The 13,074-nt window shown below is 58.5% G+C and carries 10 protein-coding genes and 1 pseudogene; 7 read left to right on the top strand and 4 right to left on the bottom strand.

Features of this window, described 5'->3' with window-relative positions; genetic code table 11:
• The first annotated feature begins 23 nt into the window (after window positions 1-23).
• From U0988_RS04770 to cobA, 7 genes are all read left to right on the top strand, one after another.
• Window positions 24-1,112 (top strand): ABC transporter permease, encoded by a 1,089-nt coding sequence (locus U0988_RS04770; RefSeq protein ID WP_322291495.1) that lies wholly within the window; start codon window positions 24-26, stop codon window positions 1,110-1,112.
• A gap of 11 nt (window positions 1,113-1,123) precedes the next feature.
• Window positions 1,124-2,830 (top strand): nitrate ABC transporter ATP-binding protein, encoded by a 1,707-nt coding sequence (locus U0988_RS04775; protein ID WP_322291496.1) that lies wholly within the window; start codon window positions 1,124-1,126, stop codon window positions 2,828-2,830.
• Window positions 2,831-2,953: 123 nt separating this feature from the next.
• Complete coding sequence (locus U0988_RS04780; RefSeq protein WP_322291497.1) at window positions 2,954-4,114, top strand: alginate export family protein; 1,161 nt, start codon at window positions 2,954-2,956, stop codon at window positions 4,112-4,114.
• A 16-nt stretch (window positions 4,115-4,130) separates the two neighbouring features.
• Entirely contained in the window at window positions 4,131-6,638 is a 2,508-nt protein-coding gene (gene nirB / locus U0988_RS04785; protein WP_322291498.1) for a nitrite reductase large subunit NirB, read from the top strand.
• Entirely contained in the window at window positions 6,638-6,979 is a 342-nt protein-coding gene (gene nirD, locus U0988_RS04790) for a nitrite reductase small subunit NirD (RefSeq protein ID WP_322291499.1), read from the top strand. Before nirB ends, nirD begins: the two co-directional genes overlap by 1 nt.
• Entirely contained in the window at window positions 6,976-9,570 is a 2,595-nt protein-coding gene (locus U0988_RS04795; RefSeq protein ID WP_322291500.1) for a molybdopterin-dependent oxidoreductase, read from the top strand. Before nirD ends, U0988_RS04795 begins: the two co-directional genes overlap by 4 nt.
• Complete coding sequence (gene cobA, locus U0988_RS04800; protein ID WP_322291501.1) at window positions 9,567-10,358, top strand: uroporphyrinogen-III C-methyltransferase; 792 nt, start codon at window positions 9,567-9,569, stop codon at window positions 10,356-10,358. Before U0988_RS04795 ends, cobA begins: the two co-directional genes overlap by 4 nt.
• Here the strand turns inward: cobA and mobA are convergent.
• From mobA to U0988_RS04820, 4 genes and pseudogenes are all read right to left on the bottom strand, one after another.
• Window positions 10,309-10,917 (bottom strand): molybdenum cofactor guanylyltransferase, encoded by a 609-nt coding sequence (gene mobA / locus U0988_RS04805; RefSeq protein WP_322291502.1) that lies wholly within the window; start codon window positions 10,915-10,917, stop codon window positions 10,309-10,311. The two genes, cobA and mobA, sit on opposite strands and share 50 nt — an antisense overlap.
• Window positions 10,918-11,278: 361 nt before the next feature.
• A pseudogene (locus tag U0988_RS04810) lies at window positions 11,279-11,542 on the bottom strand (tyrosine-type recombinase/integrase); the annotation flags it as partial.
• Window positions 11,543-11,557: 15 nt separating this feature from the next.
• Entirely contained in the window at window positions 11,558-12,310 is a 753-nt protein-coding gene (locus U0988_RS04815; protein WP_322291503.1) for a LuxR family transcriptional regulator, read from the bottom strand.
• A 286-nt stretch (window positions 12,311-12,596) separates the two neighbouring features.
• On the bottom strand, window positions 12,597-13,074 hold a 478-nt coding region (locus U0988_RS04820; RefSeq protein WP_322291504.1), incomplete at its 5' end, for a DUF2285 domain-containing protein.

Consider the following 13,074-nt stretch of genomic DNA (forward strand, 5'->3'; position numbering starts at 1 on the left):
CGCACGACGGAAGGATAATACAAATGGCTACCAAGTTTCTGGACAGTGCGGACGCCGCGGCAAGCCCGAACGAACCTGTATTGAACGCAGCCAAGATATCTCCTGTGAACAGCGCAGAAGTCGTCAAGGCGCAGGCAGTCGCACCGCCAGCGACCAGCACGGGTATGTCTGCACTGGTCGCAAAGATTGCGAGCATGGATTTAGCCGGGATTGCCAAATCCCTCGCCGTCCCCCTGTTCGGAATCGTGGCCTTCCTGGCCTTATGGGCAGTGTTGGCCCCGCAAGTCGATACTTCCCTCGGCAGTCTGCCGGGACCTGCGGAAGTGGCGGAACAGGGCGTATCGCTATATGACGAGTGGGCGGCCACTCAGGCGGACAAGGCGGCATTCTACGATGCGCAGGACGCGCGTAATAGTGCTGCGATAGCTGCAAGTCAGCCGGTCCAGAATTTCGAATATTCCGGATCGCCAACTTTCCTCGACCAGATCCTGACATCGCTAAAGACGGTCGCACTGGGTTTTTTCCTGGCAACGTTGGTGGCGGTGCCACTCGGCCTTATTTGCGGCCTGTCCAAGACCTTTAATGCGGCGATCAATCCGCTGGTCCAGATCATGAAACCGGTCAGTCCACTGGCCTGGTTGCCGATCGTGACGATGGTCATTTCCGCGACGATAACCAGCGCCGATCCCGCTTTGCCCAAGGCCTTTGTCATCTCTGCCATAGTGGTCATGCTGTGTTCGCTATGGCCAACTCTGATCAACACGACCGTCGGCACCGCGTCGATCGACAAGGATTTGCTCAATGTTGGTAAAGTGCTGCGACTGGGCTGGTTCGCCAAGCTGACCAAACTCGTCCTGCCATCGGCTCTGCCTTACATCTTCACCGGCATGCGTCTGTCACTGGGTGTCGGCTGGATGGTCCTGATCGCGGCTGAAATGCTCGCGCAGAACCCCGGCCTAGGCAAGTTCGTGTGGGACGAATTCCAGAACGGATCGAGCCAGTCGCTCGCCCGGATCATGTTTGCGGTCATCGTCATTGGACTGATCGGCTTCCTACTCGATCGCCTCATGATGATGTTGCAAGATTTTGCCAACCGCAATCACGCGATTTGAGGGAAGCAGAAATGAACCTTCCAATCCTGTCCCTGAAAAATGTCAGCAAGAGCTTCGTCGATGGACAAGGCGTGCGCTCCGATGTGCTGAAAGACGTCAGCCTTGACGTCGCCGACGGAGAATTTGTCGCCATCCTCGGTTTTTCTGGCGCCGGCAAGACCACGCTGATCAATGCAATCGCGGGTCTAACCGACATCGATGCTGGCCAGATTCTGGTCAAGGGTGAGCCGTGTGACGGGCCGGGCAAGGACCGCGGACTGGTATTCCAGAGCTATTCGCTGTTTCCTTGGCTGACCGTCGGCGCAAATGTCGCGCTCGCTGTTGATGCGGTGCACCAGGACAAAAGCAAGGACGAACGCGCAGCGCTGGTGAAGCAGAAGGTCGAGCTGGTCGGTCTGGATCACGCAATGGACCGCAAGCCGGCGCAATTGTCGGGCGGGATGCGGCAACGGGTCGCGGTGGCTCGCGCGCTGGCGATGGAGCCGGAAATCCTGCTGATGGACGAACCGCTCTCCGCGCTCGATGCCCTGACCCGCGCAAAATTGCAGGACGAGATCGAACGTATCCGGAAACATGAAAAGCGCACCATCGTACTGGTTACCAACGATGTCGATGAGGCGCTGTTGCTAGCGGACCGGGTCGCCGTGCTGACCCCTGCACCTGCGGCCACAATCGGCAAGATTTTCGACGTCGATATCGAGCGACCGCGGGACCGTGAGGCGATGAATGACGATGATGGGTACAAATCACTGCGCAATGCCATTGTCGGCTACCTCGGCGACCTCAACAATTCGGTTGAAACTACGGGCGGCGACATAGGCGAATTACCCATGGTTACTCCGATCGACCTGCATGCAGTTCGGGAGCGGAAGGGCAAGAAACTCCCTCAGGTCTACGTCGATGCAGCGCAGAGCCCCAACACCACCCGTTATCTCGAATTCTTCAAGCTCAAGAAAATCTACCCCACCCCGAAAGGGCCGCTGACCGTGGTCGAGGACGTCAATCTGCTGATGGATCAGGGTGAGTTTGTGTCGCTGATCGGCCATTCGGGTTGCGGCAAATCGACTGTGTTGACCATGGCTGCTGGCCTGAATGAAATCAGCGGCGGCAATATAGCGCTTGATGCCCGCGAAATCGATTTCGCCGGACCGGACAAGGCAGTGGTGTTTCAGGCACCCTCGCTGATGCCGTGGCTGACCGGTCGGCAAAATGTCGCCTTGGGGGTGGAGCGGGTCTATCCCCACGCCAGCCAAACCGAACGCCGCGAGATCGTGGAATATTATCTCGACCGCGTTGGCCTGGGCGATGCAATGGACAAATTTGCCGCCGATATGTCCAACGGAATGCGCCAGCGGGTCGGGATCGCGCGTGCCTTTGCCCTGTCACCCAAACTGCTGCTGCTCGATGAACCCTTCGGCATGCTCGACAGTTTGACCCGCTGGGATTTGCAGGATGTGCTGGTCGAAGTGTGGAACCGCACCAAAGTCACCGCCATCATGGTCACGCATGACGTTGATGAAGCCATCCTGTTGGCGGACCGGGTGGTGATGATGACTAACGGTCCCAACGCGACAATCGGAAAAATTCTGGAAGTCGACTTGCCGCGGCCACGCAACCGCAAGGCCCTGCTCGAACATCCGAAATTCTACTCATACCGGCAGGAAGTTTTGCATTTTCTCGCCGAATACGAACACGGAGTCACCAAGGAAGTGGCTTGAAAACAAAGCATTGAGAGGGTGCCTGGCAACGGGATCAATTTTCTACCGGGGATCAATATGACGAGACGCAAATTTCTACCCAGCGCCGTATTCATGCTTGCTGCATTGTCGGTACCGTCCCTTGTGCAAGCGAAAACGGGTGATCCGGTTGCTGTCGGCGGCGGGCTGACGATCGACCCGATGTTCGACCTCAGGACATCGTTCGAACATGTCGATCAGCCCAGCACCGATGCCGATGCGCTGACGGTCCGGCTGCGGTCCGGGATTGAAATTGCTAGCGACACCGGCTTCTCTTTTTTGGTCGAAGGCGAGGGCACGCTGGGGATTATCAATGATTACAACAGCACGACCAATGGCAAGGTTACCCGGTCGGTGGTTGCCGACCCGCAAAACGTCGAACTGAACCGGCTGCAACTGCGCTATGCACGCAAGGATTTCGGAAGTGTCACGGTTGGCCGGCAACGCATAAATATCGATGACCAGCGGTTTGTCGGTAGCGTCAGTTGGCGCCAGAACGAGCAGACTTTCGACGCGGTCAGCGCCAGCGTCACTGCGCTCAAGCCGCTCACGCTGGAAGGGACCTATTCCATTTCCCAGCGGACCATTTTCGGCGTTGACGCGGGGCCGCGCACTGCATTTGACGGCGAGTTCATCTTACTGGGTGCCGGGCTGGAAGTCGGCCCCGTGAAGCTCAAAGGCTTCACCTATCTGCTCGATTATGACGCTGGAGAGCCGGTCGCACTGACCTCGTCTGCAACCTATGGCGGCCGCGCCACCGCAAAATTGCCGCTAGCAGACAGGTTCGCGCTCGACCTTGCGGGAAGCTATGCAGTGCAGAAAGATTACAAGGCCACCGCGAACACCTTCTCGGTCGATTACCTCGCCGGGTCGGTGGGTGCTTCGTTGGCGGGCTTCGGGCTTACCGCCGGGTATGAAAAACTGGGCGCGGACGGGCTTGGCAATCGCTTCCAGACTCCCCTGGCGACCTTGCACAAATTCAACGGATGGGCCGACTTGTTCCTTAGCACGCCGCCTGCCGGGCTGGAGGACAAATATGTCTCTGTCAGCAAGGCCGTGAAACTGTTCGGCGGGATCAAACTGGGCGCAGCCTATCACGATTTCAGCAGCGACATCGGCAGCGTCAAATACGGCAGCGAAATCGACGGCGAACTGAGCTTCAAGCTCAGCTTGTTCGACGCCGGAGTCAAATACGCGAATTACGATGCAGACGCTTTCGGCGTCGATACCGAGAAGCTGTGGTTCCGGCTCGGTTACAGCTTCTAGGCGACAGGAAATTGACATGAACGCACCAATACTAGACACGCTCGAGAGTGATCGGAGGGACAGCCCAGTTACAGAACGGCTGGTAGTAATCGGCAACGGGATGGCCGGGTGCCGGGCGGTCGAGGAAATCCTTGCCCGCGATCCCCTGCGTTATGCAGTGACTATTTTTGGCGCGGAACCGCGGGTCAACTACAACCGGATCATGCTTTCGCCAGTGTTGGCGGGTGACAAGAGTTACGAAGAAATCATCATCAACGACCAGTCATGGTATGATGACAACAATATCGAATTGGTCAGCGGCGACGCGATCATCGCGATCAAACGTGAGGCCAGGGAAGTGGTCAGTGCCTCGGGCCGGGTCACACCTTATGACCGGCTGCTGATAGCGACCGGATCGGACCCGTTTATCATCCCGGTGCCAGGGCATGATTTGCCCGGAGTGATCACCTTTCGGGACCTGGATGATGTCGACAAGATGCTCGCGGCGGCGGAAAATGGCGGTAGCGCAGTCGTAATCGGCGGCGGGTTGTTGGGACTTGAGGCTGCGCATGGGCTGTCGCTGCGCGGGATGAAAGTCACCGTGCTGCATCTGATGCCGACCCTGATGGAACGCCAATTGGACGAAGCTGCCGGGTTCCTGCTGAAAAGCGAGTTGGAAAGCCGCGGCCAGACCATCCTTACGCAGGCCGACACCGCCGAAATATTGGGCGAATCCCATGTCACCGGTGTGCGCCTCAAGGACGGAACCGACATTGCGGCCGATCTGGTCGTCATGGCGGTAGGGATCAAGCCTTCGGTCCAACTGGCAAAAATTGCCGGACTGGCTGTCGAACGCGGCATTGTGGTTGATGATCACATGGTTACCGACGATCCGGCGATCATGGCGGTTGGTGAATGTGTCCAGCACCGCGGATTCTGCTACGGCTTGGTGGCCCCCCTGTGGGACATGTGCCGCGCTCTGGCCGATCATCTGACTGAAAACCCGACTGGCTATGAAGGCTCGGTCACGGCCACGAAGCTGAAAGTATCGGGTATCGACCTGTTTTCGGCGGGCGATTTTTCCGGCGGTGAAGACGCCGAGGACATTGTCATGCGCGATGCATCGCGGGGTATCTACAAGCGGGTGGTGGTCAAGGCGGGCCGGCTGGTCGGCGCGGTGCTCTATGGCGATACTGCTGACGGTAACTGGTATTTCGATCTTCTCAAACGCGGCGAAGATGTCTCCGATATTCGGGAAGCGCTAATCTTTGGCCAAGCATTCGCATCAGGAGGCGTATCGCTGGACCCTGACAGCGCCGTTGCAGCATTGTCCGACGACGCAGAAATCTGCGGCTGCAACGGCGTTTCCAAAGGACAAGTAGCCGCCTGTATCGGCGGCGGCGCAGATAATCTCGACGCCGTGCGAGCGAGTTGCAAGGCCTCGGCTAGCTGCGGTTCGTGCACCAATTTGGTCGAAAGCCTGCTCAGCATCGCGCTGGGCGAAGATTATGGCGGCGCGCGCACGATAACCCCGATGTGCAAATGCACCAGCTTCACCCACGAAGATGTCCGGCGGAACATTCTGGAAAAGGCGCTTCAGTCGATCCCGGAGGTCATGCAGGAACTGCACTGGACCACACCCGATGGCTGCGCCTCGTGCCGCCCCGCGCTCAATTATTACCTGCTGTGCGCCTGGCCCGAAGATCATCAAGAAGACCCGCAAAGCCGCTTTGTAAATGAACGGATGCACGCCAATATCCAGAAGGATGGCACCTATTCGGTCGTGCCGCGGATATGGGGCGGTGTCACAAACCCCAAGGAATTGCGCGCGATTGCCGATGCGGCAGAGAAATATGGCGCGCGGCTGCTGAAGGTCACCGGGGGCCAGCGGCTTGATATCTTCGGGATCAAAAAGGAAGATTTGCCCGCGATTTGGGCAGACCTCAATGCGGCGGGGATGGTCTCCGGCCATGCCTACGGCAAGGCATTGCGCACGGTGAAGACCTGTGTCGGCAGTGAATGGTGCCGCTTTGGAACGCAGGATTCAACCGGCCTCGGGATCAAGGCAGAACAGATGACCTGGGGCAGCTGGATGCCGCATAAATTCAAGATTGCCGTATCGGGCTGTCCGCGCAATTGCGCCGAGGCCTCGATCAAGGATCTGGGCATTATCTGCGTCGACAGTGGCTATGAAATAAGCGTGGGCGGTAATGGCGGCATCCATCTGCGCGGCACCGATTTCCTGTGCAAGGTGGAAACGGAGGACATGGCGCTGGAATATATCGCCGCCTTCATCCAGCTCTACCGCGAGGAAGCCTGCTATCTCGACCGGACCGCGCCATGGGTGGAGCGCGTCGGAATGGAATATATCAAGGATCGGATTGTCGAGGATGGGGAAGGCCGCAGGGCTTTGCAGGCGCGCTTCCTCCACGCGCAAAGCCTGCTGCAGAAAGACCCCTGGGCGGACCGTGCCGCCGGCGCGGAAGCCAATCTGCATCGCCACATCGCCGAAATCCGTCCCCTTGCACTGCAGAAAGCACAGTAATGTCACAGCCAATCTGGATCGATATCGGGCCGCTTGACCAATTGCCAACGCTTGGCGGCCGGACACTTCCAGTGCTTGGAGGGCAGGAAATTGCCGTCTTTCGCACCTCGACTGGCAGCGTGCATGCTTTGGCCAATCGCTGTCCGCACAAGCATGGCCCGTTGAGCGAAGGAATCGTCCACGACACCAGCGTGACGTGTCCCCTACATGCCTGGCGCATCTCGCTTGTCACGGGCGAGGCGCTGGGAGAAGACAAGGGCTGTGTCCCGGTGATCCCGGTAAAAATCGACGCGGGCCGGATTTATCTCGACCGCGCCGCAGCGCTGGTCGGGGCAGAATGACGGAAACCTGCACCACCTGCCCCTATTGCGGCGTGGGATGCGGCATCCATGTCGACGTCAATGCGGAACGGGAGATCACGGTCACAGGCGACCCGGCCCACCCCGCCAATTCAGGGCGGCTTTGTTCGAAGGGCACGCATCTGGCGGAAACCGTCAGCCTCGAAGGGCGACTGCTCGACCCGGAGATCGGCGGCGAGAAAGTCGAGTGGGACGAAGCCCTCGCCCTCGTCGCAGCACGCTTTGCCGATACTATCACCAAGTATGGCCCGGACAGCGTGGCATTCTATGTTTCGGGGCAGCTACTGACAGAGGATTATTACGTCGCCAACAAGCTGATGAAGGGCTTCATCGGCAGCAGCAATATCGACACCAACAGTCGGCTGTGCATGGCCAGTGCGGTTGCCGCCCACACCCGCGCCTTTGGCGAAGACGTGGTGCCGTGCAACTATGATGATCTTGAAGCGGCAGATCTGATCCTGTTGGTCGGATCGAACACCGCGTGGTGCCATCCGGTCATATGGCAGCGGATCGAACAAGCGCGGGCTACGCGCGGCACCAAACTGGTCGTGATTGATCCGCGCCGCACTGAAACCGCCGAATGCGCCGATCTTCATCTGCCGATCTGTCCCGATGGCGACGTTGCCCTGTTTAATGCGCTGCTGGCTAATATGGCAGCCCGCGACCTGATCGACCGCGATTATCTTGCGGCGCATACAAACGTGCCGGAAAGGTTCTGGGATGGCTTGGCGGGCAGTCCCGAGGAAGCCGGTATTAATACAGAGCTGTTCGCTCAATTTGCCGATCTGGTGGCAGCGCATCCCAAGATGATCACCCTGTTCAGTCAGGGCGCCAATCAATCGCGGAGCGGAACAGACAAAGGCAACGCCATCACCAATCTCCACCTGGCGATGGGCCGGATCGGTTTGTCAGGCATGGGGCCATTCAGCATTACCGGCCAGCCCAATGCCATGGGTGGGCGCGAAGTTGGCGGTCTCGCCTCCATGCTCGCCGTCCACATGGGCTTCTCAGACGCTGAATGCGAGGCTGCCAAGACCTTTTGGAACAGCCCGACAATCGCACGAAAGCCCGGCCTGAAGGCAGTCGATATGTTCCGCGCTGTGCATGACGGCAAGATCAAGGCGATCTGGATTATGGCGACAAACCCTGCTGTTTCCATGCCGGACGCGGGATATGTCCGCGAAGCGTTGGCAGCTTGCGAATTTGTCGTGGTGTCCGATGTCATCGCGCAAACCGATACGACCGCCTTGGCCGATGTGAAATTACCCGCGCTGGCTTGGGGTGAGAAGGATGGTACCGTCACCAACAGCGAGCGGGTAATTAGTCGGCAACGCGCGTTCTTTGCGGCTCCCGGTGAAACCAGGGCCGATTGGTGGGCGATCTGTGAGGTTGCCAAACGAATGGGCTTTTCCGAGTTTTTCGACTTCTCAACACCGGCAGCGATATTCCGTGAATATGCCGCTCAGACCGGGTTTCGCAACTGCGGCCGCCGCAAGCTGGATTTGTCCGAATGGGCTGGGACAAGTGACGACGATTATAAGGATTGGACGCCGAAGGCTTGGGGCGGCGCTACGCCTTTTGCGGATGGACGATTTTCCACTCCGGACGGGAAAGCTCGGCTTGTCGCGGTGATTTCGCCCTCGCCCCCTATTGCCAACCCCGCGTTTCCCTTGCGCCTCAACACCGGGCGGTACCGCGATCAATGGCATACGATGACCCGGACCGGCCTTAGCCCGCGATTGTCCGGGCACCGCCGCGAGGCATTGGTCGAAATCCATCCGGCTGATGCTGCCTCCCGCCATGTCCTGGATGGTTCGATTGCCCGCATTTCAACGCCGCAGGGTGACACTATTTTTCGCGTGCTCTTGACCGACAACCAACGCCCGGGCGAGGTGTTCGCCCCGATGCACTGGACTGACCAGATGAGCAGCGGCGGCCGCGCCAATCGCTTGCCCAACCAGACGGTTGATCCGGTTTCCGGGCAACCAGCGTTTAAGAACAGTGCCTGCGATGTCACTGTTGTAACGCCTGAATGGCGCGCTTTTCTGGTCAGCCGGTCACGTCCAGTCCTGCCAGCATTACTCTATTGGTCCAGCGCCCGGATTGCCGGTGGTTGGCTGACCGAACTGGCAGGCGAAGGCAATATCGATGTCGAATTTCTTCTGCCCGAAGGCGAGCGCATGGAAGCAGTCGACCTGAAGCGCGGAATGCGGCGAATTGCCGTCAGGTCGGCCGATGGCATGCTCGCTGCGGCCTTGTTCCTCACCCGCAATGGCGAGCTTCCTCTGCGCGAGTGGATCGCTACCCAACTCGCATGTGAAGGGGAATCCGATACACCGTCATTGCTAGCGGGCAGGCCCCGGGAGGCCCAACCCGACCGGGGCGCTATCGTCTGTGTCTGTTTCGATGTTGGCACAAAGCAGATTATCAAGGCCGTGTCCGACCAGTCGCTTACCAGCGTCGAGGGCGTTGGTGCATCACTCAATGCCGGCACCAATTGCGGCAGTTGCCGCCCTGCACTGGCAAAGCTGTTGGCAGAGGCCCGTGCCCATGAGTTGGAGGCGGCAAAGTGACTGACATACTCATTCCGTCTGGAACAGTATGGCTGGTAGGCGCAGGCCCTGGCGATCCTGATTTGCTGACGCGCAAGGCAGAAAAACTGATTAAGGCGGCCAGCGTGATTCTTTATGATGCCCTGGTCGGCAGGGGAGTCCTGGAATTGGTCCCGGCTTCCGTGCGATTGGTTCCGGTGGGCAAACGATCCGGCAGGCATTCGAAAGACCAGCGTACTATCAGCAAGATGGTGGTGGATGCTGCACAAGCGGGTGAGCGAGTGGTTCGCTTGAAGGGCGGCGACCCGTCAATTTTCGGTCGTGCGACCGAAGAGATCGAAGCGTGCCGCGCACACGGCATACCCTACCGCATTTGTCCCGGGATCACCGCTGCATCGGCGGTCGCGGCGAGCGCAGGCCTGTCGCTCACCCTACGCGGCCTTGCGCGCAAATTGACCTTCATTACCGCTCACGCGCGCGCAGGAGAGGAGTTGGACCTCGACTGGAAATCCCTCGCCGATGCCAAAGCAACGCTCGCGATCTATATGGGCAAGGCTGCTGCAGGGAGGATCTCGCAGAAGCTGATCGCGGCAGGCTTGCGCAGGGATACGCCGGTGCTGCTGGTCGAAAACGCAAGCTTGCCGGAGGAGCGCCAGTTTTTTACCCGCCTGAATCTCCTGGCAATTTCGGGAAGTTCAGCACTTGGTAGCGGTCCGGCATTGATGGTGATCGGTGAAGCGGCGCGGCAAGCAAGAGATGTCACTGTTCCAGCAAGTGCCGATATTGCTCCGCATCTTCCGGTGTATTGATGTTGAAAAATTCCAGCTTGGAAGTATCCTCGAAATCGACCAGCGCCGCACCGTTATCCATTGCCCAACGAGTAAACGCAAATTTCTCCGCGTCGATAGCGCGCACCAGCTCGGGCAGTAAGGCGGTGGACCAAAGCCCAAGCGCCGTATGGACCCGGCCCCTGTTTCTGGGCAACGCAATCGGAGCCTTGCTGGCGTGGGCGGCCTGGACCAGCCTCTTCACCATATCGGCTGGAAATGACGGCGTATCGCAGGCGAAGGTTGCGATATATCCCGCGTCACGTTGCGCCCATTTCAAACATGCGTGAAGTCCGGCCATCGGACCGATTTGATCATATTCGTCTCTCAGCACCGGCAGGGTGAAGGACGCAACATCAGTTCGCTCGCTTGAGCCCGAGCTCAGGGCCAGGTCCTCGACCTGACATTGCGCCCTGCGAATTACATGATCAAGCAGCGTTGCTTCACCAATAAGCAGCTGACTCTTGTCCATACCGCCAAAACGGCGAGAGCGGCCACCGATCAAAACGCAACCATAAATCTTGTTGGAAAGGCGTGACATGGTGTTCTCTCTGCCAACCTTCTAACCATGGAGCAAGATTCTCGGATATAAATTTTCTGCCTAGCCATAGGAGACGCTGAGCCAAACGGCATAATTGCAATTAACACCGGGTTTTGGCCAAGCCGTGTCCTGATTTCAAAATTGGACCTCGGGCGCCGCTGCTGTCTCTCTGTTCTTGGAGCAATGGCAGCTTTCAGGCAGCTTCGCCTGGGGTTTGAATGGCTGGAATGAGGGCGCGTTGCTGCGCCTGGAATGCTCGTCTCAATGTCAGCTATCGCTCCTTAGCCACCCAAAAGCGGACTGTCGCAAAACCACCTCAATTACGGACGCCAGCCGAGTAGCGATTGGCGTCCAACAGCAGTCAGATTTTTGTTTTCTCCGCTAGCGTTAGCGCGTCTTCAATGTCGACACCAAAGTAGCGAACCGTGTTCTCAATCTTTGAGTGCACCGACAGTATTTGAATTGCTCGGATGTTGGCGGTGGCCTCCACGATGATCGCGGCTTTGGTTCTCCGCAGTGAGTGCGTGCCATATTCTTCTGGTTTGAGGCCGATAGCGTCAACCCAATCGTCAACCAGCCGCGCTTATTGGTTGGTGCTAAGATGCCGTGCCTGATCGACGCGGCTTAGCGGCACTCGCATCTACCCCGCATCGCGCCATCTGATGATGTCTGAAAAGCCGATCAGACCATCGAAAAGCGCCGAAACAATAAGAGATTGCTTGCAGTGGGCCTGATAGCGTTCTCTCGCCATTTTCAGATGCTGGATGACGGTTTCGGTCGCAATCCCCAGTATTATGGCCGTCTCGGCTGCGGTTTTGCCGCGTGCGACCCACAAGAGGCATTCGCGCTGCCGGTCGCTTAACACCGGGACGGTTTCTCCGGTTTGAGCCGAACCCAGTCCCAAGGCACAGCTCAATGCGAGAGTTCCCACCATTTCTGCCATTGCAAACCGTCTTCGTGGCAGGTCTCGGTCGGGGCAGACGGCGAATGTACACGTGCCGCGCGCCAGGCCGGGCAAATGCCGCGGGACAGTGTAGCCGTCGCCGATGCCGCATTCGCGGCCCACTGCGAGCATCTGGCGATCACCGCGAGTTAGCGGGATCAGTTCGCCCAGAGACCCCCATGCAAAACCGACAAATGTCTTGTCGCACGCTCTTCGGACCGGGTCCTGTCCGGCCAGATCGAACCCGACATAGACCTTGGCCCATTCGTCCGGATAATCGTGCAGGAGCAAACCGGGAGCCTCGCACGATCCTGAACGCAGCTCGAGACTTAAGGCGAAGTGGTCGAAGCCAAGCCGCCGAGAGACTTGTTTCAGCGCCTGGTCGAGTTCTTTGTTAGACTGGACATTGACCAGTTCGGATGCGAATTCCTCTGCAAAATAAGCGTGCATAGTCCTGCCCGTCCGATCGGCAGGACGCTATCCAACACGCCGCCGTCCGATCGCCTGCTGGTTACCGGTCCCGGCGCTTCCATTGCACCGGTTCCAGCTGCTTCTGTTGCGCCCCCGAAGGTTCGGGATTCTTGCGACGTCTACCGCGAAACGCAGATCGCGCGACTAAAGAAAAAGCATAACGGCTTCGGAGAATTTGGAAAGCCTTTGCAAGGACCTAGGCCTGATACTCGGCTAGCCTGTGACCGTTCAGCCAGCCGGGCTCAGACGATTACGAAGCAAGTTGCTACGCGGAGGGCTTGCTCCCTGAGGGATTGAGTAAGTGACGATATCCCGCATCCGCCATGCGGTGCGCCTCAGCGACAAGACGCTGTGTCTGGCGGCGATGCGACGATGTTTTCCAGTCGATCGCGCGTCCGATCTTCATGCCTGGATAGATCAGTGCTTGGGCGACTTCTCTCAATGTCAAGTGACTTGGCGATGCGTCTTCGACCAAGTCGAGGATGGCGAGCAGCATGCCCAGCCTGTAGCGTTTGTAATCGGATGGCTTGAGGAGCCGATGGTGCGCCATTGTCGGCGCCCCTTCCTTCAAACGGTGAAATCCACTGAGAGCTGCCACGCGAACCGCAAGCTCTGCATCGTCAGGAACAACATAACCCGCAACCGCATGTGGTAATTTACGCGCAAACAGGACGCGGTGACGATTTTGCGTATCGGAAACCACCAGGTGCTGTCCGGCACCGTTTTCGTGCTGGGCAATCACC

This window comes from Allopontixanthobacter sp., from assembly GCF_034376665.1.
Taxonomy (GTDB): Bacteria; Pseudomonadota; Alphaproteobacteria; order Sphingomonadales; family Sphingomonadaceae; genus Allopontixanthobacter.

Excerpts from the sequence above, each read along its gene's own strand:
- U0988_RS04795 (WP_322291500.1), top strand. The coding sequence starts at position 6,976 with ATGACGGAAACCTGCACCACCTGCCCCTATTGCGGCGTGGGATGCGGC.
- nirB (WP_322291498.1), top strand. The coding sequence starts at position 4,131 with ATGAACGCACCAATACTAGACACGCTCGAGAGTGATCGGAGGGACAGC.
- U0988_RS04775 (WP_322291496.1), top strand. The coding sequence starts at position 1,124 with ATGAACCTTCCAATCCTGTCCCTGAAAAATGTCAGCAAGAGCTTCGTC.
- mobA (WP_322291502.1), bottom strand. The coding sequence starts at position 10,917 with ATGTCACGCCTTTCCAACAAGATTTATGGTTGCGTTTTGATCGGTGGC.
- U0988_RS04815 (WP_322291503.1), bottom strand. The coding sequence starts at position 12,310 with ATGCACGCTTATTTTGCAGAGGAATTCGCATCCGAACTGGTCAATGTC.
- nirD (WP_322291499.1), top strand. The coding sequence starts at position 6,638 with ATGTCACAGCCAATCTGGATCGATATCGGGCCGCTTGACCAATTGCCA.
- U0988_RS04770 (WP_322291495.1), top strand. The coding sequence starts at position 24 with ATGGCTACCAAGTTTCTGGACAGTGCGGACGCCGCGGCAAGCCCGAAC.